This is a genomic window from Haloferax marisrubri, from assembly GCF_001469875.2.
In the GTDB taxonomy this organism is placed as follows: domain Archaea; phylum Halobacteriota; class Halobacteria; order Halobacteriales; family Haloferacaceae; genus Haloferax; species Haloferax marisrubri.
Genome location: NZ_LOPW02000017.1, coordinates 152,896 through 177,253, shown reverse-complemented (window position 1 = coordinate 177,253; position 24,358 = coordinate 152,896). Strand labels below are relative to the sequence as shown.

26 protein-coding genes are annotated in these 24,358 nt (G+C 65.4%); 10 read left to right on the top strand and 16 right to left on the bottom strand.

The window, feature by feature from the left end; all coding sequences use genetic code 11:
• The 5 genes from AUR65_RS13095 to AUR65_RS13075 are packed head-to-tail and all read right to left on the bottom strand — an operon-like array spanning position 1 to position 4,740.
• Positions 1 to 1,665, bottom strand: coding sequence for a type II/IV secretion system ATPase subunit (locus AUR65_RS13095; RefSeq protein ID WP_058567282.1), 1,665 nt, complete (start codon positions 1,663 to 1,665; stop codon positions 1 to 3).
• Positions 1,666 to 2,415: an ATPase domain-containing protein gene (locus tag AUR65_RS13090; RefSeq protein ID WP_004970800.1), complete on the bottom strand. Its 750-nt coding sequence runs from the start codon at positions 2,413 to 2,415 to the stop codon at positions 1,666 to 1,668.
• Entirely contained in the window at positions 2,412 to 2,861 is a 450-nt protein-coding gene (locus tag AUR65_RS13085; RefSeq protein ID WP_050458939.1) for a CARDB domain-containing protein, read from the bottom strand. The genes AUR65_RS13090 and AUR65_RS13085 overlap by 4 nt, the downstream gene beginning before the upstream one ends.
• Positions 2,862 to 3,299, bottom strand: a complete 438-nt coding sequence (locus AUR65_RS13080; RefSeq protein ID WP_058567281.1) for a fla cluster protein FlaF — start codon at positions 3,297 to 3,299, stop codon at positions 2,862 to 2,864.
• A complete protein-coding gene (locus tag AUR65_RS13075; protein WP_233194369.1) occupies positions 3,283 to 4,740 on the bottom strand; it encodes a flagella accessory protein C in 1,458 nt (485 codons plus the stop codon). The genes AUR65_RS13080 and AUR65_RS13075 overlap by 17 nt, the downstream gene beginning before the upstream one ends.
• Before the next feature lie 294 nt (positions 4,741 to 5,034).
• Here AUR65_RS13075 and AUR65_RS13070 point away from each other — a divergent pair, with 294 nt between their 5' ends.
• Positions 5,035 to 5,775, top strand: coding sequence for an RAD55 family ATPase (locus AUR65_RS13070; protein ID WP_058567280.1), 741 nt, complete (start codon positions 5,035 to 5,037; stop codon positions 5,773 to 5,775).
• A 364-nt stretch (positions 5,776 to 6,139) separates the two neighbouring features.
• Here AUR65_RS13070 and AUR65_RS13065 read toward each other — a convergent pair whose 3' ends face one another.
• The 3 genes from AUR65_RS13065 to AUR65_RS13055 all read right to left on the bottom strand — a co-directional run bounded on the left by AUR65_RS13065 (position 6,140) and on the right by AUR65_RS13055 (position 7,940).
• Complete coding sequence (locus AUR65_RS13065; protein ID WP_058567279.1) at positions 6,140 to 6,736, bottom strand: archaellin/type IV pilin N-terminal domain-containing protein; 597 nt, start codon at positions 6,734 to 6,736, stop codon at positions 6,140 to 6,142.
• Positions 6,737 to 6,746: 10 nt separating this feature from the next.
• A complete protein-coding gene (flgA1, locus tag AUR65_RS13060) occupies positions 6,747 to 7,388 on the bottom strand; it encodes a flagellin A1 (protein ID WP_058567278.1) in 642 nt (213 codons plus the stop codon).
• Positions 7,389 to 7,601: 213 nt separating this feature from the next.
• A complete protein-coding gene (locus AUR65_RS13055; protein WP_004043733.1) occupies positions 7,602 to 7,940 on the bottom strand; it encodes an ArsR/SmtB family transcription factor in 339 nt (112 codons plus the stop codon).
• A 132-nt stretch (positions 7,941 to 8,072) separates the two neighbouring features.
• Here AUR65_RS13055 and AUR65_RS13050 point away from each other — a divergent pair, with 132 nt between their 5' ends.
• From AUR65_RS13050 to AUR65_RS13025, 6 genes are all read left to right on the top strand, one after another.
• Complete coding sequence (locus AUR65_RS13050) at positions 8,073 to 8,732, top strand: DUF7500 family protein (protein WP_058567277.1); 660 nt, start codon at positions 8,073 to 8,075, stop codon at positions 8,730 to 8,732.
• Between the two features lie 162 nt (positions 8,733 to 8,894).
• Entirely contained in the window at positions 8,895 to 9,263 is a 369-nt protein-coding gene (gene cheY / locus AUR65_RS13045; protein WP_004043735.1) for a chemotaxis protein CheY, read from the top strand.
• Positions 9,260 to 10,447, top strand: a complete 1,188-nt coding sequence (locus tag AUR65_RS13040; RefSeq protein ID WP_058567276.1) for a chemotaxis protein CheC — start codon at positions 9,260 to 9,262, stop codon at positions 10,445 to 10,447. Before cheY ends, AUR65_RS13040 begins: the two co-directional genes overlap by 4 nt.
• Before the next feature lie 24 nt (positions 10,448 to 10,471).
• A complete protein-coding gene (locus AUR65_RS13035) occupies positions 10,472 to 10,981 on the top strand; it encodes a chemotaxis protein CheD (RefSeq protein WP_058567275.1) in 510 nt (169 codons plus the stop codon).
• Between the two features lie 289 nt (positions 10,982 to 11,270).
• The gene (locus AUR65_RS13030) at positions 11,271 to 11,831 is read left to right on the top strand and encodes a FlaD/FlaE family flagellar protein (protein ID WP_058567274.1); all 561 of its coding nucleotides are present in this window, start codon (positions 11,271 to 11,273) and stop codon (positions 11,829 to 11,831) included.
• Between the two features lie 105 nt (positions 11,832 to 11,936).
• Positions 11,937 to 13,028: a hypothetical protein gene (locus tag AUR65_RS13025; RefSeq protein WP_058567273.1), complete on the top strand. Its 1,092-nt coding sequence runs from the start codon at positions 11,937 to 11,939 to the stop codon at positions 13,026 to 13,028.
• Positions 13,029 to 13,106: 78 nt separating this feature from the next.
• Here AUR65_RS13025 and AUR65_RS13020 read toward each other — a convergent pair whose 3' ends face one another.
• Complete coding sequence (locus tag AUR65_RS13020) at positions 13,107 to 15,233, bottom strand: histidine kinase N-terminal 7TM domain-containing protein (protein WP_058567272.1); 2,127 nt, start codon at positions 15,231 to 15,233, stop codon at positions 13,107 to 13,109.
• Between the two features lie 326 nt (positions 15,234 to 15,559).
• Between AUR65_RS13020 and AUR65_RS13015 the strand changes: the two genes are divergently transcribed.
• Entirely contained in the window at positions 15,560 to 16,015 is a 456-nt protein-coding gene (locus AUR65_RS13015) for a FlaD/FlaE family flagellar protein (RefSeq protein WP_058567271.1), read from the top strand.
• 24 nt (positions 16,016 to 16,039) lie between these two features.
• On the opposite strand, the gene AUR65_RS13010 is transcribed toward AUR65_RS13015, so the two are convergent.
• Positions 16,040 to 17,182: an acyl-CoA dehydrogenase family protein gene (locus AUR65_RS13010; protein ID WP_042665684.1), complete on the bottom strand. Its 1,143-nt coding sequence runs from the start codon at positions 17,180 to 17,182 to the stop codon at positions 16,040 to 16,042.
• Between the two features lie 169 nt (positions 17,183 to 17,351).
• Here AUR65_RS13010 and AUR65_RS13005 point away from each other — a divergent pair, with 169 nt between their 5' ends.
• Together AUR65_RS13005 and AUR65_RS13000 are read left to right on the top strand one after the other, a co-directional pair.
• The gene (locus AUR65_RS13005) at positions 17,352 to 17,789 is read left to right on the top strand and encodes a universal stress protein (RefSeq protein ID WP_058567270.1); all 438 of its coding nucleotides are present in this window, start codon (positions 17,352 to 17,354) and stop codon (positions 17,787 to 17,789) included.
• A 39-nt stretch (positions 17,790 to 17,828) separates the two neighbouring features.
• On the top strand, positions 17,829 to 18,626 hold the full coding sequence (locus tag AUR65_RS13000; RefSeq protein ID WP_058567269.1) for an RIO1 family regulatory kinase/ATPase domain-containing protein: 798 nt from the start codon (positions 17,829 to 17,831) through the stop codon (positions 18,624 to 18,626).
• Between the two features lie 36 nt (positions 18,627 to 18,662).
• Here the strand turns inward: AUR65_RS13000 and AUR65_RS12995 are convergent, their stop codons facing one another.
• The 6 genes from AUR65_RS12995 to AUR65_RS12970 form a co-directional block, all read right to left on the bottom strand.
• Complete coding sequence (locus AUR65_RS12995) at positions 18,663 to 19,226, bottom strand: cupredoxin domain-containing protein (protein WP_058567268.1); 564 nt, start codon at positions 19,224 to 19,226, stop codon at positions 18,663 to 18,665.
• Between the two features lie 143 nt (positions 19,227 to 19,369).
• The gene (locus AUR65_RS12990) at positions 19,370 to 20,107 is read right to left on the bottom strand and encodes an ABC transporter ATP-binding protein (RefSeq protein ID WP_058567267.1); all 738 of its coding nucleotides are present in this window, start codon (positions 20,105 to 20,107) and stop codon (positions 19,370 to 19,372) included.
• Positions 20,104 to 20,910: an ABC transporter ATP-binding protein gene (locus tag AUR65_RS12985; protein WP_058567266.1), complete on the bottom strand. Its 807-nt coding sequence runs from the start codon at positions 20,908 to 20,910 to the stop codon at positions 20,104 to 20,106. Before AUR65_RS12985 ends, AUR65_RS12990 begins: the two co-directional genes overlap by 4 nt.
• The gene (locus tag AUR65_RS12980) at positions 20,907 to 22,031 is read right to left on the bottom strand and encodes a branched-chain amino acid ABC transporter permease (RefSeq protein ID WP_058567265.1); all 1,125 of its coding nucleotides are present in this window, start codon (positions 22,029 to 22,031) and stop codon (positions 20,907 to 20,909) included. The genes AUR65_RS12985 and AUR65_RS12980 overlap by 4 nt, the downstream gene beginning before the upstream one ends.
• Positions 22,028 to 22,969, bottom strand: a complete 942-nt coding sequence (locus AUR65_RS12975; protein ID WP_058567264.1) for a branched-chain amino acid ABC transporter permease — start codon at positions 22,967 to 22,969, stop codon at positions 22,028 to 22,030. Before AUR65_RS12975 ends, AUR65_RS12980 begins: the two co-directional genes overlap by 4 nt.
• A 52-nt stretch (positions 22,970 to 23,021) precedes the next feature.
• On the bottom strand, positions 23,022 to 24,332 hold the full coding sequence (locus AUR65_RS12970; protein WP_058567300.1) for an ABC transporter substrate-binding protein: 1,311 nt from the start codon (positions 24,330 to 24,332) through the stop codon (positions 23,022 to 23,024).
• Positions 24,333 to 24,358: the final 26 nt, after the last annotated feature.

Below are 24,358 nucleotides of genomic sequence, written 5' to 3'. Positions count from 1 at the left end.
CTACACCCTCGCCATGTCGAACGGCAGTCCCTCGACGCCGTCGCGCTGGTAGTCCTCGATGAGTTCGTTCACTTCGTGGTAGCCGAGGACGTTCTCCTGAATCGCCCGGCGGACGAGTTCGGCGCGGAACTGGATGTCGTCGTATATCTTCCGGGTGTCGTCGTAGCCGAGAAGCGTCGCGACCTTCTGTTCCATGATGAAGGAGTTGTTCATCCCCTGGAAGATAATCTCGTCTTGGACGGGGTCCCAGTAGAACGCCTCGCGGGTGACGACGCCGCCCATCTCCTTCGAGTAGCCCTCGATTTCCTGGACGCTCGTCACCCGGCGGAGGATGTCGTTGCCCCGGCGGACGCGGTTCTGGAACAGCGCGATGTCGCAGTTGTCCATGAACGTCTCGGGGACGTTGATTGGGTCGCCGGTGAAACGCTGAATCATCGAGACGATGTCGGACGCGTGGAACGTGAGCATCACCGGGTGACCGGTCTGGGCCGCCTGGAACGCCATGCGCCCCTCCTCACCACGGACCTCCCCGACGATGATGTAGTCGGGGCGGGAACGGAGCGCGGCCGCGACGAGGTCGAACATGTCGACTTCGGAGTCGGAGCCGCGGCCCTCACGGGTGAGAAGTTGCTGCCACGTGTCGTGCGGCGGGAGCACCTCTGCGGTGTCCTCCGCCGTGTAAATCTTCGAGTCCTGCGGGATGAACGAGAGGATGGCGTTGAGCGTCGTCGTCTTGCCCGACGCCGTCTCGCCGACCACGAAGATGGTGCGTTCGTTCTCCAGCGCAATCCAGAGGTACGCGGCCAACTCGGGCGAGAGCGTCCCCCACTTTGCGATTTGGAACACCGAAAGCGGCACGTCGTCGCCCTGACGGATGGTGAGCGACGACCCCTTCAGCGACACGTCGTCGGAGTAGATGATGTTGATACGCGAGCCGTCGGGGAGCGTTGAGTCCACGATGGGGTGGGCGTCGGAGACGGGGTCGCCGATGCGCTCACCCATGTTGCGGAGCCAGTTGTCGAACTGCTCTTTGCTGTCGAACTCGACGCTCGTCTCCAGCAGGCCGAACGTGCCGTGGTCGACGTCGACCTGACTGGGACCGATGACGTGAATGTCCTCGTTCTCCGGGTCGCGCATGATGGGTTCGAGCGGCCCGAGGCCGACGATGTCGCGGACGAGCCGGTACTGTATCTTGTCGTAGGTCGTCTGCGAGACCTCGATGCCGGCCACGTCGAGTCGCTTGGCCACGGAGCCGAGCGGCCCACGGTCGTCGCCCTCGATGTGGACGATTTCGGAGAGCAACTCCTCGATGCGCTCTTCGTAGTCGGCGCTTTCTTCGGGCGCCGGCTTCGAGACGCTGCGTTCGAGGAGTTTGTCCTTGACCCGGCCGAACACCTCGAGTTCGTCGTCGTCCATCTCGGGTTCGATGGTGTAGTACTTCGTCGTCTCGCCGAAGTTGCCGTATATCTGGCAGAACACGGGGCCGCCCAGCGGGTAGATGATGTTCGGACGCCGGGACTCGTAGTCGCCCGGCTCGTCGACGAGCATCGGGAACTCGCCGGTGATCTGACGGAACCGCTTGAGGTGGTCCCGCAGGTGCGGCCACTGCATCGCGAGGCGCTTGAGGTCGTCCGACAGTCTGGCGGAGCCGTGTTCGGTCGCCATCTACGCCACGCTCCTCGACTCGATGACGAGTCCGATACCCGACCGGACGGAGAAGCCGACGCGGTCGCCGACCTGCTGGCCCATCCCCGCGAAACGCTTCACGAAGATGTTCCGGCGAACGTCGTTTCCGACCTCCACCATCTCCAGTTCGAAGTAGACGTCGGCGATAGAGCGGAACGGACCGATGGAGCCCTCGTCGACCGACGACGGGTCGACGGTGATGATGATGGTCTTGCCCTTCGTCGTCAGCTCGCGGAAAAACGAGATAATTTCGAGGGCGGCCTGCCGCTCGTCGTTCTGCCGGACCAGCGCCTCGAACTGCGGGTCGTTGCGCAGGATGGCGTCGAACGTGTCGATGATGATGACGTCGGCGTCCCAGAGCGTCTCGGCGTCCATCAGCCGCCGGAGGAGCTGTTTGCGCTCCTTCTGACTGCTGCCGCCGGAGAGCGCGCCGCTGCTGTCGATTTCGGCCTGTAAGAACAGGATTCGCTCGTCGAGCAGATGCTTGACGATGTCGTACGAAAGCGAGTGCATCTGGTCGAGGAAGCCGCGGACGCCCAACTCGGTCGAGACGAGCGTCACCACCGTTTCCTCGTCGCAGAAGCCGTAGCTGAATCGCTGCGACAGCACGCTTTTGCCGGCGCCGTAGTCCCCTTCGATGAGGACGATTGCACCCTTGGGGATGCCGCCGCCGAGTTCCTTTTCGAGACGGTCGTGCCCGGATAGCCCGAGAGAGAATTGACTGCTCATGATACGCGGAATTCGAACACCTCTTCGTCACCGTCGACGACGACGGTCATCCGGTAGTCGCCCGAGCTCAACGCGATGTCCGTCACCGTGAGTTCGATGACGTTGCTCGGCCGCCACTCGGTGCCGTCGACGACGTTCACCGTGACGTTGGTCTGATACTGTCCGCCGACGATGATATCGAAGCCGCCGCTGGTCGCCGGGAGCGTCCTGAGGCCGGTGTTCTTGACGTACACCGAGAGGTTGTCGTTCGCGCCGTCGTAGACGCCCGCCTGCGGGTCGCTTATGACTTCGATGTCGGTTCTGATCTCTGTACTCACGTCGCCGCCGCGCTCGTCGAGCGAACTGCTGATGCCGGTCACGGTGTCGATGAGGACGCCCGAGACGCCGGCGGCGACGACGATGCTGGCGATGAATAGGATGAGGCTCGGAACGGAGATGTCGGCCATCTAGCTCACCGCCCCCGTGGCGGCGACGCCGCTCCCGGTGACGACCTTCACGCGCTCGGGCGTGGGGTCGGCATCGACGACGAGCGAGAGGTTCTCGCCGGCGTACCAGAGGTCCGTCCCGGTGTCGCCGTCGACACTCGCGTTGGCCGCCGGTACGTCGACGTAGACGTTATCGACGAGCAAGGTCGTCTCGCTCACCGAGAGCGTCTCCGAGCCGGCGTTCGTCAGGTTCACGGTGAGGCTCTCGTTGCCCGCGTCGTAGGTCGCGTTCGTGACGGCGATGTCCGTGTTCGTCCGTTCGAGCGCCCGCTCCGCGTCGGCGTCCTGCGCTTCGAGGACGTTCTCCGACGCGTTGGACGTCGCTGTGTACAGCGTCCCCGTGGCGACGAGGACGCCGAGGAAGATAATCGCGGTCGAGCCGCTAACACCGAATCCCATCGAATCTCCCCCCGTAGGCGACCAACTCGTCGTACAGTTGTCCCCGCGGAACGTCCTCCGCGAGGCGGCAGACGTACGCGAGACTCGTCTGGTGGTCGTCGATGCGGAGTTCGTGGTCGTCGGCGTCTTCGACCGACGGCGCTATCTGCCCGACGTGGGCGTTCAGTTCGCTCTCGACGGCGCGCGATATCCAGTCCTGCTCCCGATACTGGCGAAGCGCGCGCGACGCGCCGAGCGCGCCGCCGACCGTGACGAGGTGTTCGGCCCATTCGAGGACGAGCACCTCGGAGACGTAGTTCGACGGGAGACCCGTCAGATAGGCGTCTGACTCCTCGACCGCCGGGGACGGGTCGGGTTCGGCGGCCGAATCGTCCTCGTCGGCCGCGTCGTCGGACAACTCGTCTTTGGCCATCGCCGCGGTGGCGTACTCGGCCTCCAGTTCGTCGAGCGTCTTGCGAACGTCGCCGTCGGCGTCTTCGACCGCTGGCTCCGGTTCGGGCTCGGGTTCGGGTTCGGACGCTTCGTCGGCCGGGTCGGCGTCGAGCGCCTCCTCGACCGGGAAGTCGTCTTCGTCCTCGTCGGCCTCGACCTCGGGTTCGACCGACTCCGCGTCGTCGAACGTCGCTTCTTCTTCGTCTTCCAGGTCGGCAGCGGCGGCGAGGTCGTCGGCCTCGTCGGCCTCCTCTTCCGCTTCTTCGTCCCAGCCGCCGCCCTCCTCGTACTGTTCTTTGAGGTCGTCGAAGCTCGCGCCGCCCGCGCCGCCCGAGTCGTCGGCCTCGTCGGTCTCGTCGTCGTCATCGAGCACGTCCGCGGGGCTCTCGCGTTCCGCTTCAACGAGTTCGTCCTCCGCGGCGAGTTCCGCTTCCTTCGCGCCCTCCTCGGCGTCAAGTTCGCCGAAGTCGTCGTCGAAGAACGACTCCGCGTCGGCGTTCGCCACCTCCGGGTCGAGGTGCTCTTCGTCTTCGGCTTCCGCCTCGAAGAGACCGAACGACCCGCCACCGCCGTCGAGGCCACCCATCTCGCGGGCGTCGTCGACGAACGGGTTGATGCCGCGGGTGACCATCTCGTAGATGTCGAGCAGTTTGCGAATCGTGTCGTCGAGCTCTTCGACGGTCTCACCGATCTGTTTGTTCTCTTCGCGGACGGTGTTCATCCCCGACGAGATGGCGCTTACTTCGTTCTCGAGTTCGCCGATGCGATCTTCGAGCTCTGCGAGTTCCTCGCTGTTGTCGTCGCCGAATCCGCCGAATTCGTCGTCGTCGCCGAATCCGTCGTCGAGGTCGTCGCCGAAGTCACCAAACTCGTCGGAGAGGTCGTCTATCCCCTCCTCGAATCCAAGTCCATCGTCTGATGACATGTGTTGTCCTTCCGTGTCCGTTTCGTCCCCGGCGTCGGCCGTGTCTTCGTCGTTCTGCCACTCCATCATGCTCGCGGCGAGCACCTCCGCACCGTCTGCGAGGCGATTCGTTCGAGCGACGGCCTGTCACCCGTCCGAGCGGCGGACCGGCCGGGGCGGTCCGACGGACTCGGGGGAGCAGGTAACATTGGTGCAAGGTACGTAAGTCGGTACAAGAAAGTTCCCGTCCCGTTATCAGACCCGATATTTGTGCGCCCCGGTATTTCCGCTCGGTGGACGTGTAATAAAAGTCAGACGACGCCGTAGCGGCGGTAAGAAGAATTATCCGGCGTCGGCACGGATGTTCGCCCGACAGCCAACACACGTTTCAACACAACCATGACAGAACTAGTCAAGACCGGTGTCGAAGGGCTCGATTCCATCCTGAACGGCGGTATCGTCAAGAACGCCGCGGTGCTCATCAGCGGCAACCCGGGGACAGGGAAGAGTATCCTCGGACTCCAGTACCTCTACAACGGCGTCGACCAGTTCGACGAAGGCGGCCTGTATCTCACCTTCGAAGAGACCGAAGACGACATCCGCGAGGCGGCCGAGTCCATCGGCTTCGACCGCTGGCACGAGTACGTCGAGTCCGGTGACATCAAGGTCTACGACAAGCGGACGCTCCTCCGCGACGGTGACTTCTCGACGACGCTCGACCGCATCCTCGGCGACCTGCAGGACACCAACTACGACCGACTCGTCCTCGACTCGCTGACGATGTTCCAGCTGTTTTTCGACGACGAGAAAGAACAGCGCCAGTACCTGCTGAAGTTCATCGACATCCTGAAGGACAGCGGCCTCACCTCGCTTCTGACCACCGAGCAGTCGGCCATCTTCCCCGAGACCGACATCGGCCTCGAGAACTTCCTGACCGACGGGAACATCTACCTCATCCAGAGCCCCGCGGGCGCGACGAGCAACCGCTACATCTGGGTAGCGAAGATGCGCAAGCAGAGCATCAAGAACTCGATGTTCCCGCTGGAGATCGCACAGGGCGGCATCAAGATATACGAGCAGGCGGCCGGGTTCTCCATGGTCGGCGAATCCCCGCCGTGGTTCGGCGAAGAGACCGAGTAACGCGCCGGATTCGTCGGCGAGCGGCCCCGGTCTCGGCGGCTCTTTTTCTGTCTTCACCGAATCGACTGTTCCGACGTTCCCGAACGCGGAGCGCGCGCCGTGCTCGTCAAGTCAGTTCGGTTGTGTTCGCTCCGGGTCGTGTCGCTGTCGGACGGTCCAGTTCGGTTCGTTTCACCTCCCGGCCGTCTCGACGCGACTCGCGGTGGTCACCGCCGAGCGAACGTGTTGTCCGAGACTCCCAGCGAGCGAGCGCGTCGTTCCGGTCCAGTTAGTTGTCTCTCTGAGTTGTGTATCACGAGCACATGACAGCGCCGCCGCTCGGCGGTCGAGGTCGCTAAAATGAAAGGAAAGCTGCGAAGTCGGGTTACAGTTCGACCGGTTCGCCCTGCGTCTTGCCCGCGAGCTGCTGGGGCATCGTCAGGATGACCTGCGTCGTCCCGCCCGTGCGGGAGGTGATTTCGAGGGTGACCTGCTCGCCCGTTTCGAGGCCAGAACCTTCGATCGCATCCGTGTTGACTTCGACCTCGTAGCGGTCGTTCATGCTGTTAAGCACGCCGAAGGAACCATCGTCATCGGTTACCTTCGAGAGGTTGAACTCCGTTGCAGTCGCCGTTGCAGACGTACTGTTCGTAAGCGTGACGACGTTGTCGCTGCTGAGGTACTTAATCGACGTTTCGTTCATGTCCACAGCGTCCGATCCAGCCGCAAGACGGACAGTAAGCGTCATGTTGTCGATGTGGTCACCGTCGCCGACCGTCCCGTGGGTGTTGAGGACTTCGACGCGGTTGGTGACCTTGTTCACGGACTGCTCACCGGCGTCCTCGGCAGTCGCCTGCAGGAAGCCGGCCGTGTTCACGAGGACGCCCGCCGCGATTGCGGCGACCAGAACCATCGCGATGAAGACGATGAGCGTGCCGATACCGACCTGACCGCGGTCGTCGTCAGTAATGTTGTTGAACATATGAACCTCCTTAGAGCGCGATGGGGTCGTTGTTATCTTTGCCCGCGAGCTGCTGGGGCATCGTCAGGATGACCTGCGTCGTACCACCGTTGCGGCTGGTGATGTCGAGCTTGACCGTCTGGCCCGTCGCCGTACCGTTGGCGGAGGAGCCTTCGACCGTCGAGGTGTTGATGACGATCTCAGCGCGGTCGGACTGCTCGTTGAGGACCTCGAACGAACCGTCGCTGTCCTCGAGGACGCCCGCGGTGAAGTTGTTGCCAGTCGTCAGGTTAGCGGGGTCCGCCTGATCGTTGGCGGCGTTGGTGTCGTTGTAGGTGAGCGTCCGCGCGGTGGTCTCACTCAGGTACTTGACCGTCGTATCTTCGAGAGAGACACTTCCGGAGCCGGCCGCGAGACGAACGGTCAGGAAGATCTGGTCGACGGTACGCTCCTCACCGGACTGGTTGACCAGTCCGTGGGCGTTGACGACGTCGACACGGTTAGTGACCTTGTTCACGGATTGCTGTCCGGCGTCCTCGGCAGTGGCCTGTAAGAAGCCAGCCGTATTCACGAGGACGCCCGCCGCGATTGCGGCGACCAGAACCATCGCAATGAAGACGATGAGGGTCCCGATACCGACCTGACCCCGGTCTTCTTTGATGTTTTCGAACATGGGTTGTCGTGGGTTTGGTCCCACACTCAGCGGGGAGCGGGGAACCGTCACTCGTCAACTGGGACAGGTGCTACATAACGCTACGGCCCTCACTATCAAGACTGATATCGCACGGCCGATGCGTCGATAAGTAAAATACTTCGCACGCTCACGCGAGACGCTAGTGGTACTTACCTCAGAAAACGTAAGAAAAGAGTCCGGAGCCGGAGCGGTTCAGTCCTGCGTAATCTTCCGCCACACGTCGTCGAGTTTGTTCTTCACCTCCGGGCGCTCGGTCACGCTGACCGTGTAGTCGTCGCCTTCGAACCGGACGACGATTTCGTCGACTTCGCGGCGGTAGACGTTCGTTCGTCGGTGCTCGTCGGAGAGAACCCGGTCGTGCAGTTCGAGGAGGCCCGCGGCCGTCAGTTCCTCGATTCGGCGATAACAGGTCGCGATGGGAATATCCAACATCTCGCTGAACTCCTGTGCCGAGTGGGGTTCGTCCGCGGCACGGAGGATGTCTGGGTTGTATTCGTTCCCCAGTGCCGAGAGGGTCCTGTCAGACTCCATAGATGGAGATTTATCAGGACGCGCGGCTTGTCAATGTGTTGGTTGTCCATCTGCCACGTTCTCAGTCATAGTAGTGAGTCCCCCACGCACGGTGACGATGGGATTATATGCCACGGCACCGAGCATCCGCCGATGGACGACGAGGACGAACGTCCTCCCAATCACCCGCGGGAACAGGGTGTCGTCGGGGCGGAGGACCTGGATATCAGCCGCGACGAGCACGTCGCGGCGCTCGACACGGGCCGGTACGTCATCTCGACGGGAGACAACAGGCCGCCAACGCCGGTCGATGACGCCGCCGACGACGAGCGTCAAGCGTCCGACGCGGCGGCCGCCACACCGCCCGGTTCCGAGGACGAAACCGAGGACGGCGAGCGCGGCGAAGACGCGCCGACTCCCGAACTCGTCCTCCCGAAAGACCCGAAAAAGCGGGCCGTCCTCGCCCGCCGCCTGCTCGCCGAACGCGTCGGGGCGGTCCGCGCGGACCACGCGCTCGTCACCACCGCGCTCGTCGACGGCGAGGTCACCCGCCACGAGACCGTTTCCGACGACGTGACCGAGGTCGTCAACTCGTTTCTCTCGTGGTACGCCGACGCCGTCGGCAGCGCCGACACGCCGCGCGACGAGGTGCTCGGTATCCTGCTTTTAGCTTCGGAGGTGCAGGTCACCTATCCCGCCCGAGCCGTCGAGGCGCTCGCGACTGCACACGGACTCGGACGCGACGACAGCATCGGCGACCTTCTCGACGCCGTCGAAGACACCGGCGCTTCGTTCCCGCCGCGCCGACGCTGATGCGGCCGATGACGCGCCGGTGACGGGTTCCGGTTCGAGCGGCGGAACGCTCGAATCCTCAGCCGATACGGTGTGACGCGGGCGAACCGCGCTCTCGATGCCGTATCAGCCTTGATAATGGGGAGGAAGGGTTTATGGTGTGATTTTCGGAAATCTGGAGGTATGGCAAGCAAGGTACTGGTCGTGGACGACTCTGCGTTCATGCGGAACCTCCTCAAACAGCTCCTCGAGGGTGAACACGAAGTCGTCGGCGAGGCCGAAAACGGGGTCGAAGCGGTGGAACTCTACCGCGAACTCGAACCCGATGTCGTCACGATGGACGTCGTGATGCCGATTCGAAACGGCATCGAAGCGACGTCCGAAATCAAGTCACTCGACGCCGGCGCATCGGTCATCATGTGCACGTCGGTCGGACAGGAAGAAAAGATGCGCGAGGCGGTCGAGGCGGGGGCGGACGGCTACATCACGAAGCCGTTCCAGAAGCCGAACGTGCTCCAGGCAATCGCCGACGTGATTCAGGCTGAGGCATGAATCTCGACGTCCGGTCGCTTCGCACGTTCAGTCGGCTCGCCCACTCGGGCGCGGAGAAAGCCGCGGGCTCTCTGACCACGCTCGCCGGTATCGACACGTACGTCAACGTCACCAAGGTGGAACTCGGAACGAAGTCAGACGTCGAAAACGAGTTCGCCGAGCGCGACCTCGTGAGCGTCCACATCGGCTTTTCGGGCGGGCTGGACGGCCACACCGTGTTGGCGTTCTCACCCGAGTCCGCAGAGCGGTTGGTCGACGCGCTGATGCCGGGCATCGACGCCACCGACGCCGAGGGAGAACTCGCCGAGAGTAGCCTGAAGGAGGTCGCGAACATCATGCTCGGCGGCTTCATCGACGGTTGGGCCGACTACCTCGACACCACCGTCGATATCACGACGCCGACCTACGTCGACGACGAGAACGACGGCCCGCTCGACCACGTCGACGCCGAGGGCTTCGAGAACGGCGGCGACGACGAGCACGTGCTCGTCTTCCGCAACCAGTTGGAGGCCGCGGACAACGCCATCGAGTTCGACCTGTACATGGTGCCGACCGCCTCGTCCATCGAGACCATCGTCGAGGCGAGCGGCGAGGACGGCGCGCTCCCTGTCGAGTCGTTCGCCGCCTTCTCCGAGATGATAAACGACGGCGCGAATCAGGCCTCGGAGGACATCACGGCGATGACGGGTATCGACACGACCGTCGAGGTGAGTCGGCTGAGCTTCGTCCCCATCGAGGGGGTGCCGATGTCGCTGACCGACGCGGTTCGCCGCGGCGTCGTCTTGGAGTTCAGCGGGACGCCGAGCGGCTACATCGCCATCCTCTTCGACGAGCCGTCGGCCGAGAACATCGCGAGTAGCCTCCTCCCGGGTATGGAGGGCGACGAAGCGATGCGCCAGAGCGCGATTCAGGAAATCGGGAACATCACGACCTCCGGCTTCCTCGACGGCTGGGCCAACGCGCTCGAAACGACCATCGACATCTCGCCGCCGAAGCACGTCCACGATATCGGGTCGGCCATCATCGACCCGCTCGCGACCGATCTCGCGCAGTCTCAGGAGTACGCGTTCCTCATCGACTCGACCATTCGGACGGACGACGACGAGTTCACCTGCGATATCTACGCGCTGCCCGACGAGACGGAGCTGCGCAAGGCGCTCAAGCAACTCTCGCCCGCCGCGTGAACCCTCCGTAGAGGCACCTCAGCAATGCAAGTATACACCACGGACACGCCCGCGGCCCGCTCCGGTCGAATCAAGGTCGGAATCGCCGACTACGCCGTCTCCGGCGACGAGAGCACGCTGACGACGAGCGGTCTCGGCTCCTGTATCGGCGTCGCGTTGTACGACCCCGAGACCGGCGTCTCCGGTCTCGCACACGCGATGCTCCCGGAGGCGGACGACGGCGGCGAGCCGGCGAAGTTCGTCGACACCGGCATCGAGCTCCTGCTCTCGGAGATGCGAGCCGCCGGGGCGGACATCGACCGCGTCGTCGCGAAAATCGCCGGGGGAAGCACGATGTTCGACTTCACTTCGGCCGACGGCGACGGCAGTATCGGCGACAGAAACGTCGCCGCGACGCGAACGACGCTGGACGGGTTCGGTATCGACGTCGTCGCCGAGGACGTCGGCGGTTCCCACGGCCGCTCGTTGGAGCTCGACAGCGAGACCGGCGACCTCCGCGTTCGGAGCGCAAAAAGCGGCAATCACGTCCTCTAGCGCTGTTTTTCCGCCGAATTTCGACGAGACTCTCGCCCGGAGTGAACACGTCGAGCGCCGACCGAGTCCGCCGAGCCGAGCCGCCAACGATACTGCCCTCGACGTCTCGGTGTTCGACCGGAGATATCAGTTCTGATAGCGCCTCGAATAGATTTATGTCGCCCCCTTCGAATGCTTTCACCGACACGGTGCGATATCGCGTGTGACACCACGGACAGCGCTCTGCGCTCTCCGCCGCCCTGAGTCGGGGGACTTGGGGGGAATCGTGCCGTCCTGAACGAGGTGACCCATGTACTTGGACCCGGACGAATACGACCCAGACGAACTTCGACGTATCGCGCGTGACGCCCCACGACCCAGACGGAACGGCGACGGCCGATTCGATGACGGTAGATTCGATGACGGTAGATTCGATGACAGCCGCTTCGACGACGGCCGGTTCGACGACCGGAGCCCCTTCCGGTTCGACAACCCGCTTTTCGACCGGAGCCGACAGGAGGCGTCCGAGGCGCTCCGGTCGAGCCAGCTCGAACACCTGCTCGTCCACCAGTCTCGCGGCGAGGAAGACGGCGTCGAAAAGCCGTACCTCCGCTCGCTTCCGGACAAGTACGGCGCGGAGCGCGTCGTCTTCGACTGGCTCGAGTTTCTCGTCCTCAAAGGCGGGTTCAAGCGGGCGATGGACGCCCTCCGGTACTACCAGACGGTCGACTGGGTCACGCCCGACGTCGAGGAGACGCTCCGGGACTACCTCCTCGGCTTCTCCGCCGACGTCGACGAACCGACCGACCTCGACGTCGACGACCACCTGCTGAGCCTGGTCTACGTCGCCCGTCTCTCCTCGATGGTGTGACGCCGACCGCCGGGTCTCGAACACGGTCTCTCCTTCCGACAACCGAGTGTATACCATGACTGCGCGCATCACCCGCCCGCCGAGTCCGAATCGAGTTGATACCGCATGACGAACGACAGAGCCGCCGCTAACGGCGCCGACGCGACGAACGAAGCCGGCGAGAGCGGCGCGCCGACGGCCGTCGGCGTCAAGTTCGGGAGCGCCCGGACCGCGCTCGTCTTCGACGACGGCGACGCCGCGACGACGGTTCGGCTCCCTTCGTGCCTCGTCGGCGATGACGACGAAGACGAGGGCGCGCTCGCCGGCGACGGGAGCGGCCGCCACGGCGGGGAGGCGCTCCGACAGCCCTCCGAACGAGGGGAGTTCATGCTCCGCTCGGGCGTCCCCGCGACCGCCCGCGACGCCGAGCGCTTCGAGCGGTTCGTCCGCGAACTCTGCGAGCGACACGACCTCCCCGCGGAGAGCGCCGTCGTCTACGCGATGCCGACCGTCGACGACGAGGTCGGTCTCGCCAACTTCGGCACCGCGGTCGGCGAGTGCGGCATCGGCGAGGCGCTCGCGCGGGGCGTCCCCGAATCGCTGTGCGCGTCGATTCCGGCGCTCGGCGACGGCATGGAGGCGCTCGACGAGGTGTTCGTCGCTGTCAACCTCGGCGCGACGAACCTCGAAGCGTGCGCGTACCGACGCGGAGAGCGGTTGCTCCCGTTCGTCTCCGCGGAGGCGTCCGGCGACCGCGTCGACCGGCGCATCGCCGAGGCGGTCGAAGCCGAGACCGACGGGCGAGTGGCTATCGACCCCGCCACCGCCCGCGAGTACAAGGAGACCCGCGCCGACTTCGACGGCTTCGAGCCCTTTACCGACGCGGTCGAACGCGAGGCCGAGGGCGCACACGAGTTCACCGTCGAGCGGGGCGTGATGGAGCCGCTGGACGACTACCTCGACAGCGCGGTCGCCGAACTCGGCGACTTCTTCTCGCGGCTGGCGAACTCGCACATGAAGACTTACCAGCTCGCTCGCGCCCGCCCGCTCGTCGTCACCGGCGGGATGGCGTGCATCCCCGGTCTAGTCGAGGAGTTCGAAGCGCGTCTCGCCGCGGAACTCGACCGCCCGGTGAACGTGGTCGTCCCCGACGACCCGGTTGTCGCCCCGGCCGAGGGCGCACACAGGCTCGCGGTACGCCTCCGGGACGCGGCCTGAACACGCTCGGCTCTCGGGTCGTCTCGTTTTCCTGCGTTCGGACGCGGTTCGGTCGGTACCGAGTTATTCTCCCAGCAATTAGTCCGTCTCCGACTCGCTCGTCACCGTTCCGCCGTCGCTGATGGACGCCGCTCGGTCGGCGCTCCGGAGTCCGACGATTGCGACGGTCCCTCTGGGCTCGTTCTCCGTGAACCGGAGCCGACCGTTCGAGCGGTCGATTATCCACTGAACCAACCAGAGTCCGAGGCCGCTGATGTGCTGGAGCGGCGTCTCCGTCCCGGATTCGAGGACGGAGAGCTCGGCGTCGGGGACGCCCGGCCCGTTGTCGGCGATTCGAATCTCCACGTAGTCGGCCGACATCGCGCTCCGCTCGACCGTGACGCCGACCTCCGGAATGACGCGGTCGTTGTGTTCGAGCGCGTTGTCGATGAGGTGCTTGATGGCCGACTCGATGAGGTCGTCCGCCGAGACCCACATCTCGTCGGGGAAGTTCCGGTGGATGATGACTTCGGGGTAGTCGGACTCGATGTCGTCTAACTGCGCCTCGATGCGCTCGACCACCTCGACGGGTTCGAGCCCGGACGACCCGCGGGTGAGCGTCGTGTCGATGTGCCGGGTCTGCTCGCCGAGTTCGACGAGCGACGACGCCTTCCGCTTTATCGTCCGGGCGTGGTCCTTCGACTCGGCGGGGATGCGTTCGTCGAGGAGGAGGTCGGCGTGGCCGAGGATGACGTTCATGTCGTTTCTGAGGTCGTGCCGGAGGACGCGGTTCAACACCCGGAGACGCTGTTCGTAGCGATGGCGGCTCGTCACGTCCCGGGAGTTCAACACGACGCCGTCGACGGCGGGGTCGTCGAGGAGGTCGACGCCGACCGTCTCGAACCGCCGCCACGTACCGTTCTTGTGGCGGATTCTGAACTCCTCGCGCACGGGCGAGTCGCCGGTGATGACCGCGTTGAGGGAGTCGGCGACCCGGTCTCTGTCCTCGGGGTGGACGAGGTCGAGCACCGACTCCCCGACGAGCGCGTCGGTCTGATAGCCGAGCACCTCGGTCATCGAGGGGCTGGTGTAGGTCCGCTCGCCGTCCTCGTCGAGGACGGTGATGACGTCCCGCGAGTTCTCGATGAGCGCGCGGAACTCCTCTTCGGTGCGGCGGCGCTCGGTCACGTCGTAGAACACGAGCAGGCGCGCGCGGTCGCGAGTCCGGTCGCCGAGCGATTCGGACCGGACCTCGAAGTAGCGACACGTGCCGCCGTCTTCGACGACGGCTTCGGCTCTGTCTCGACCGTCCAGCACCGACCGAACCTCGGACGGAACGCGGACGCTTTCGAGGACGGACTCGCCGATGCACTCGGAAACAGGGCGCTCCAACAGCTCCGAGGCGGCACCGTTCGACTCGACGATTCGGTCCTGCCCGTCGAGGACGACGACGGCGTCACGCATCTCGGAGAGAATCGCGTCGCGGGCGATGGGCGTGATATCGAACAGTTGGTGTCTGAACAGCGCCCAGAGCACGACGACCGAACTGACCCCGAGGGAGACGGGAACCGGGTTGACGCGGATTGGGAAGAAGAACTCGCCGACGAGCGCGCCGATGGGAATCAGTCCGGCGACGACGAGGAATCCGGCCTGTCGCCGGTGGATGTTCGAACTCTTGAGATACGTCTTCCCGACGACGGTCACGCCGACGAGGGCGACGCCGGCCCCGTAAACAACGTGGGCGAGGAGGAGGAGTTCGGGGCCGAGTGGGCCGAGGAGACCCGGGCCAGGGATACCGAGTCGGTCCGTCTGCGCGGCCGTCCAGAGGTTGAGCGGCGACCCAAGCAGGCCGTGAGAGTGGTTCGTCAGGGCGAGGGCGATTGCGACGCCCGGCTCGATAGAGAGGAAGCCGAGCATCTGTGTGGTGAGAAGTTGGTCTTCGCCGGCGTAGACGAGCGCGAAGACGAGCCAGATGGTGGGGAGGATGGCCGCGCCGGCCCACGAGAGATGTGCGTAGAACAGTTCGGCGCCCGGCGTCGTCGCGAGGAAGACGAACCCGTACGCGGTGGCCCAGATACTGCCGGAGAGCGTCAAAATCGCGAACGGGAGGCGGACGCGCCGCGAGTAGAGCCGAAACCGACCGAGAACGACGAGCGTCACGACTCCAGCGAGGATACCCGCGGCGAACAGCGCGTACGCGTACGGGAACTGCCCAACGCCGGTCATGTAGTGGTCGTGATTCGCATCTGTGACTCTCTTGGAACTGTTCTTTCCGATGAGTGTCACATCGGAGCGATATCAAACGTGTAGGCGGTTCGGAACTTAAGCAGTTCGTCCTATCTATCAAGTCTGATATCGAACTTGCCAGAGACATAAATACCCCACACGATTGAGCGACGAACCCGAACCGACCGTTCTCTACTCACGTAGTACTTCGAGTTATCAGTTATAACACTACAAACCCGCATCGTGGCCCGCGCGATCCGAAGACATGTCAACTCGCGGACTGCCGCCCGAACGCTTAATTCGGACGGACGCACACGCAGGGATAGATGCCGCGCGAGTCACGTCATCCCAACGTCGCCGACGACCAGACCGGCCCCGGACTCAGACGGGAGGCCGGCGACCGGTCGTTCGACTGGGTCGACGCGCCGACAAATCGGACGTGGAGCGACGTGGCTCACGAGCGCCTCCTCGCGACGACCGCCGTGGTCACGTCGGACGGCGAGCCGTTCCTCGACGAGATTCCCCGGACCCCGCGGGCCGAGCGCGTGCTCCTCGACTGGTGTGTCCACCTCGTCGAACGGCTCGGCGGTCGCGGCGCGCTGGAGATGGCGTCGTACTACCGCGATATCGGCTGGATAGGCGACGAGCCGCACGACACGATTCGCGAGCGCGTCGTCTCCTTTACCGTCCCCTCGGACTTCGAGGACGCGCCGACAGAAGAAGACCACGTCCGCAGTTTCTCCTACGTCGCCCGACTGTCGGCGATGGCCGAGTCGGAGTGAGTCGTCGCCGAACTCGACGGCCGCTCAGAGGCCGAGTTCGCGGCCGATGATGAGGTGTTGAATCTCGCTCGTCCCCTCGCCGATTTCCATGAGCTTCGCGTCGCGGTAGAACCGCTGGGGGGCGAAATCGGTCGTGTACCCGTAGCCGCCGAGCACCTGCACCGCGTCCTCGGCGACCTCGCGGGCGGCCTCCGAGGCGTCGAGTTTCGCCAGCGCGGACTCCCGGCTGACTCGCTCGCCGGCGTCGTACCGCGTCGCCGCCTTGTGGGTGAGTAGTCGCGCGCGCTCGGTCTTGCGGTGCATCGAGACGAGCTTGTCGCGGATGGCGTCGAACTTCGAAATCGGCCGGTCGAACTGCTCGCGCTCTTGGGCGTACGATTTCGCGTGGCCGTACGCGCCCTCGGCGAGCCCGACCGAGAGCGCCGCGATGGAGATGCGGCCGCCGTCGAGCGTCTTCATGGTCTGCTTCCAGCCCTCGCCCTCCTCGCCGAGGAGTCGGTCCTCCGGGACCCAGCAGTCGTCGAAGGAGAGCTCGCAGGTCGGCGAGCAGTTGAGGCCCATCTTGTCCCACTCGGTCGTCACCTCGAAGCCGTCGTCGTTCTCGGGGTCGACGATGAACGTCGAGATGCCGTCGTAGCCCGCGCCGGGGTCCGTGACGGCCTTCACGAGGACCGAGCCGGCGACGCTCGCGTTCGTGATGAACTGCTTCGTTCCGTTGATGACGTAGCCGTCGCCGTCCCGCTCTGCGACCGTGTCCATGTCGCTGGCGTCGCTCCCGGAACCGGGCTCGGTCAGCGCCCAGCCGCCGAGGTACTCGCCGGTCGCCAGCGGCGTGAGCCAGCGCTCCTTCTGCTCGTCGGTGCCGAACAGCTCGATGGGCTTCGACGCGAGGCTGACGTGGGCGGCGTACGACAGGCCGATACCGCCCGAGACGCGACCGAGCTCCTCCACGACGAGGGCGTACATCAACTGGTCGCCGCCGAGGCCGCCGTACGCCTCGTCGATGGGGACGCCCATCACGTCCAGTTCGGCCAACTGGTCGAATATCTCCGCGGGGAACCGGTGTTCGTCCTCGATGTCCTGCGCGATGGGCGCGATTTCTTCCTCGCAGAACTCGCGGACGGTGTCGCGAATCATCCGGTGTTCGGCCGGGATGTCGAAGTCCATGCGACCAACTATCGCCGTGTCGGACATAAACTAATCGAACGACCATGAAGAATCGAACTACCGTTGGCGGCGCGGCCGACCGCTTTCGGGCCGACTGCCCCGGCCGTCCGCTCCCATCGCGTGGGAATAGGCGTCCGGGTCTTTTTGCGCCGCGGTCCGACGTTCTCGTATGTACTCTCGCATCCTCTTTCCGACCGACGGCAGCGACTGTGCGGACGCCGCCTTGGACCACGCCATCGAACACGCCCGCACCTACGACGCGACGCTCGTGGGGCTCTACGTCGCGGACGTGCGCGAGGTCGGCTACGCCGCGCCCGCGCTCTCGCTCGAACGGGTCCGCGAGGCGCTCCTCGAAAGCGGCGAGCAGGTGTTAGGCCGCGTCGCCGAGAGGGCCCGCGAGGCCGGCGTCGAAGTCGAGACCGCGGTCACAGAGGGAACCCCCGCGAGCGAGATTATCCGCCACGCCGACGAGCGGGACATCGACCTCGTCGTGATGGGAACTCACGGTCGAAGTGGCATCGACCGCTATCTCATCGGCAGCGTCGCCGAGCGCGTCGTCCGCGGCTCCGACGCGCCCGTGTTGACCGTCCGACAGGAATCGTCGTAGGCCCACGAGGTTAAGCCGCCCCTCGTCTTACGGGGGTGCATGGACCTCCGTCGGCTCGTCCGCGGCCGCCTCGGGTGGCCGCGTCTGGAGACGGTCGCCCGCGAACTCGCCCGGCGATACGACCGCGACACCCTCCACATCCGATTTCTCGAGGCGGACAACTGGCTTTCGACCCCGATGGTCGTCGACGACGAGTGGTTCGTGAAAGTCATCTCCAAACAGAACTCGCTCGTCCACGCCGTGTTCACGACCGGGCGGAACCTCGGCGCGTTCTCCAGCGGGACGGAGGGCTTTTTCGGACATTTCGGGACGCCGCTGGAGATGGCCGAACACGAACTCGAAGCGACGAAACGACTCCGCGACATCGGCCTGCAAGCGCCCGCGCCGGTCGAGGCGTTCGAGGTGGACGGCCTCGGCGTGCTCGTCCTCGAATACCTGCCGAACTTCCACACGCTCGACACCGCCCCGCGGGAGGAAGTCGAACGGCTCGCGCCCGAGTTGTTCGCGGCGCTCGCGGAGATGCACGACAACCACCTCGCCCACGGCGACCTCAGGGCCGAGAACGTCCTCGTCCGGGAGGACGGCATCTACTTCATCGACGCGACGAACGTCAACGACGAGGGGATGCGCGACGCCCGCGCGTACGACCTCGCCTGCGGACTGGCCGCGCTCGAACCGCTCGTCGGCCCCAAGCAGGCCGTCGCCGCGGCGCTCGACTCCTACGAGGTCGAGGCGCTCTTGGACGCCGTCGACTTCCTCGACTTCGTCAACATCCGACCCGACCACGACTTCGACGCCGCGTCGCTCAAAGGCGAGATAGAAAAGCACGCGGCGTAGCCGTCTCCGGTTTTCTGTGTCTCTACGACCGCCGACTCACTCGCAGGGGAGCGTCCCGTCGTAGCTCGCGTCGCCGACCACGACCACTCCGCACATCGCCGTCGAGCCGTGGATGCCGCAGTCGTACTGGTAGACGCCGGGGTCGTCGAAGCGGTAGGTGACCCGCCCGTCGCGGCCGACCGTCTCGGACTGAAACGACCAGTCGGTCGCCGCGTCGTCGAAGGTCGCCGCGCGGACGTTGTGTTGAAGCGCTTCCCCGTTTTCCCACGTGACCGTCGTCCCCGACTCGACCGAGAGCCGCATCGGTGAGAAGGCGACGCCCTCCATGACGACGAGCGAGCCGGACGCATCGCCCGACGCCGGTTCGGTCGTCGAATCCGGTGGTTCGCTCGTCGGCGTCGGCGACGCTGTCGGTGTCGGTGTCGGTGTCGGTGTTGGTGTAGAGGTTGCCGTTGAACTCGGAGACGACGCCGTCGTCTCGGTTGGAGCCGACTCCGTCTCCTCGCTCGGCATCTCCGTCTGGTCGCCACCCGTACAGCCGGCGAGCAGTCCGAGTCCGGCGGTCACAGCGGCGAGGGCTCGTCGTCTCGTGAGTCGCATACCGGTGGTCGGGCCACCCGAAGAATAAGCGATGTCCCAAATTCCGCCCGATTGGAGCCCTCTCTCGCCGAGAACGGCGGGGGGTCGCGGGCGGACCGCAGTTCAGGGAGCGTCGGCCGCGGGTCGCGCCCGCGGCTCGCGAGTTACTCGCCCTCGACGCCCTCGTAGTCCGCGCCGCCCATGTAGAGCCGCGAGACTTCGGGGTCGTCGAGGAGGCCGTCGGCGTGGCCCTCGTAGGCGACGGTCCCCTGGTCGAGGACGTAGCCGCGGTCGGAGATGCCGAGCCCCTCGCGGGCGTTCTGTTCGACCATCAGGACCGCCGTTCCGAGTTCGTTCACCTTCTTCACGTCCTCGAACACCGACTTGACGATGTTGGGCGCGAGGCCCGCCGAGGGCTCGTCGATGAGGAGCACTTCGGGCTCCATCACGAGCGCGCGGGCGAACGCGAGCACCTGCCGCTGGCCGCCCGAGAGCGTCCGCGCCTTCGCCGAGCGCTTCTCGTCGAGAATCGAGAACTGGTCGTACAGCTCGTCGATTCGGGCCTGCAGGCCATCCGAGCGGGCGACGCCGCCCATCTTGAGGTTCTCGTCGATGGTGAGAGAGGAAAAGACGTTGTCCACCTGCGGGACGTAGCCCATCCCGACGCGGACGAGGTCCTCCGGCTCCTCGCCGGTGATGTCTCGCCCGCCCAGTTCGACCGAGCCGGTCCACGGCTTGAGGAGGCCGAACACCGTCTTGAGGACGGTCGACTTCCCCGCGCCGTTCGGGCCGATGATGCAGACGATTTCGTCCGATTTGAGGTGGAGCGTCAGGTCGCTGAGGACCTGCACCTCGCCGTAGCCGCTGTCGACGCCCGAGACGTCGAGTGCGCGGTTGCTCATGGGCCGGCCCCCCCGAGGTACGCCTCGATGACGCGGTCGTCAGAGCGGACTTCGTCCGGCGAGCCCTCCATGAGCACCTTCCCTTGGTCGAGAACGATGATGGGGTCTGCGAGGTCCATGATAAACGGCATGTCGTGTTCGATGATGAGGAAGGTCTGGCCCTCCTCGTTGAGTTCGCGGATGAACCGCTTGATGTCGTTTGCGAGCGTCGGGTTGACGCCGGCGACCGGCTCGTCCAAAAGCAGGATGTCGGGGTCCGTCGTGAACGCCCGCGCAAGCTCGACGAGCTTCATCTGCCCGCCGGAGAGGTCGGTCGATGGCTGGTCGATGAGGTGCCCGATTTCGAACCGTTCGAGCAACTCGCGCGTCTGTTCGATGTTCGCCCGCTCCTCTTCGGTCACGTCGGAGCCGGAGAAGAAAAGCGAGAAGATGGACTCGCCTTTCTGCGGGCCGGGACCGACGAGCATCGCCTCGCGGACGGACATCCCCTCCAGCCGACGGGGCGTCTGGAAGGTCCGAACGAGTCCCTTTCGGGCGCGCTCGTGCGGTTCGAGGTCGGTCACTTCCTCCCCGTTGACGGTGACGTGGCCGGCGTCGTTCTCGTAGAAGCCGGAGATGAGGTTGAACAGCGTGGACTTCCCCGCGCCGTTCGGCCCGATCATTCCGGTGATGGTCCCGCGGTCGACCTCGATGGAGACGCCGTCGGTGGCGACGAGGCCGCCGAACGCCTTCTCCAAGTCGGTCGTCTTCAGGACGACGTCGTTTTTGTCGAGGCGCGCACCCTCGTACGCGTCGTCGTTCATCGGTCGTCACCCCCGTTCGAGGAGGTACCGCCGTCCGGGACGGCACCCGACGGTGACGCGCCGCCGGTACTGCTCTCGTCGCGCGCCGCCGGCCAGATGAGTTCGTCCTTCGGCGGAAGGAGTCCGTCCTGCCGGAAGCGCATGATGAGGATGATGAGCCCGCCGACGAACAGCAGTCGGAGCGGGGCCAAGTCGATGCCGAGCGTCTGGATGAACCCGATGTCGTTGAGGAAGCGAGTCCCCTCGCGGATGGCGATGACGACGGCCGCGCCGACGACCGCCCCGCGGTTCGACCCGGTCCCGCCGAGGATGACGGCGATCCAGATGTAGAACGTCGTCAGGGGGACGAGGTCGGAGGGGTCGATGTAGAGGTTCAAGTGCGCGTAGAACGCCCCGGCGATGGCCATGATGACCGAGCCGATGACGAACGCCTGCATCTTGAACAGGTAGGTGTTTTTACCGAGCGCTTTCGCGAGGTCCTCGTCGGACCGGATGGTCCGGAGGACGCGCCCCCACGGCGACCGGTGGACGCGCCGGAGGAACAGGTAGACGACCGCGATGAGGAAGACCACGATTGCGGCCGTCGTCGCGGCGTCTGTCAGCGGGAGCCACGACATGAGGTTCGGGATGCCGCTGATACCGCTCGACCCGGCGGTCCACCGCCGCTCGTTGAGGATGATGGCGCGGATGACTTCGGCCAGTCCGAGGCTGGCGATGGCGAGGTAGTCCTCGCGCAGGCGGAGCGTCGGGATACCGATGAGCACCGCGATGAACGCGCTCACGACGATTGCCGCGAGGAACCCGAACACCGGGTGGAGTCCGAGTCCGAGCGGGGAGTTCGGTGCGGTCAACAGCGCGGCGCAGTAGGCGCCGATGCCCCAGAACGCGGCGACGGAGAAGTTGATGAGCCCGGCGTAGCCCCACTGGACGTTGAGTCCGAGCGAGAGCAGGGCGTACATCCCGACGAGCGCGATTTGGAACAGGAGGAACCGCGGTCCGATGACGCCGGTGAGGACGCCGACGACGAGCAACACGGTGATGAGTCCGAGCACCGCGAAGATGCGCCGCTCGGTCGCGTCGCGGACGAGCGTCTCGCTCACCCACGAGGACACGGCGCTCATCCGCTATCACCCGCGATTCCGCTCGGGCGAACGAGCAGGATGGCGACCATGATGACGAACGCGACGGCCGCGGCGTACCGCGAGCCGACCGGGCTGATGCCCCACTGATAGAACAGCGGAACCAGTTCGTGGACCATCCCGATGACGAAGCCGCCGAGCATCGCGCCGTAGACGGAGCCGATGCCGCCGAGGATGACCGCGGCGAAGACGATGAGCAGGATGTCGAAGCCCATGCGCGGGCGGACGAGTTCCTCCAGTCCGAGGAAGACGCCGCCGGCCGCGGCGAGCGCGCCGCCGATGAGCCACATGGCGAGGATGACCTCGCTGGTCCGAATCCCGCTGACCCGCGCGAGGTCCGCGTTGTCGGCGGTCGCGCGCATCTTGCGGCCGAGCGTCGTCCGCGTCAGCGTCAGGTGCAGCGCGGTCACGAGCACGATGGTGAGCGTCACGACGACGAGGTTGCGCGGGGTGACCGCAATACCGAGCGTCTCGCGGACCCACGGAATCGGCCCCTGCCTGGGGACGCCGTAGCGCTCGGCCTCGGTCCCGAACGACAGGAAGACGAGCGCGCGATAGACCAGCGCGACCCCGATACTGGAGATGAGCAGGCCGATGGAGTCGGACCCCTTCACCGGTTGGTAGATGACGCGGTCGGTGATGACGGAGATGACCGCCGCCGCCCCCATGCCGAACGCGAGGGCGAGGAAGAACCAAAGCGGCAGGCCGAACACGCCCGCGTCGCCCAGCATCGGTCGGAGGAAGCCGACCGAGAACAGCGCGGAGAACGCCCCCACGGTCATGAGGTCGCCGTGGGCGAAGTTCGCGAAGTCCGCGATGCTGTAGACGAGCGACAGCCCGATGGCCGCGAGGACGATGATGCTCGAAAACACCACGCCGTTCGCGACGTACTGGAAGGGGCTGATTTGGAGCGGTATCACGGCTCCGGGGCCCTCCCGAGGGTCGTTCGGCGTCCGTTCCGTACGTGCATGGTTAGCTCGTGATGTAGTCGCCGAAGACGTATTCGTGGTCCTCGACGCTGTAAATCTGGTAGTAGCCCGGCGGGTCGCCGTTCTCGTCGAGGTCGACAGGCCCGCTGACGCCCTGATAGTTGATGTCGCTCGGCGAGCCGCCGTCGCGGAGGACGGCCGCGGCCTCCTCGAAGTTGAAGACCTCCTCGCCCTCGGGGCGGGTCACGTCGCGGACGACGGACGCGAGCGCCTCGCCGGAGAACTCGTCGGCCGCTTCGATGGCGAGCGCCGCGACGGTCACGGCGTCGTAGGCGTACGCCGACCAGACTGTCGGCGTCGCGTCGTAGTTCTCCTCGAACGCGGAGACGAAGTTCTGGTAGTTCTCCTGGTCCTGCGGGGCGCTCTCGGTGATGCCCTTCATGCCGTCCATGCTGCCCGCGGGGGTGTTCTCGATGATGGAGTCGGCGACGGTGGACTCCGCGCCGTAGTAGTCGACGGCCGTGTTGTAGCCTTGGTCGAACCCCTCGTTGACCATGACGGTGTACTCGTTGGCGTACGTGATGAACACCCACGCGGAGGCGTCCGTCGAGGCCATCTCCGTGAGGATGCCGCTGTACGACGACTGCCCCTGGTCGTGGGGCTCGTTGTAGGCGACGGTGCCCCCGAGTTCGGACTCGAACGTCTCGGCGAACACGTCGGAGAGGCCAGTCCCGTAGTCGTTGTTAATCCACGTGACGGCGACGGTGTCGTGGCCGTCGTCGCTGACGAGGCTGGCGAGCGCCTGCCCCTTTGCGGCCCCGGAGGGACTCATGCGGAGCAGGTCCGGCCGCGACGTGAGTTCGGGGCTCGTGCTGTTCTGGCTGATTTGGACGACGCCGGCGTCGTTGGTGACGCTGTCGTGGATGGCGATGGAGACGCCCGAGCCGACGGAGCCGATGAGAAGCGGGACGCCGTCTTGGTTGACGAGCTTCTGCGCGCCGTTGACCCCGCCCTGGTTCGTACTCTCGTCGTCCTCGACGGAGATGTTCAGGGACGCGCCCTCGGAGCCGATGCCTGCCTCGTTGATGGCGGCGAGCGCGAGTTCGCGGCCGCGGGTGTTGCGCTCGCCGTACGGGGCGAGCGACCCGGTGAGAGAGTCGACCATGCCGATGGTGTACGACGAGTCGCCGCCACCGCTTTCCTCGGTAGTCGTGGTGGTCTCTTCGCCGCCGCCACCGCCACCGCCGCTTTCTTCGGTGGTCGTTGTCGTAGTTTCCTCTTCGCCCTCGAGACAGCCGGCGGTCGCTCCCACGAGCGAGAGTCCCGACAGTTTCAGTAGCGTTCTGCGGTCCATGTCGTGCGGTGACATAACAAGCAATG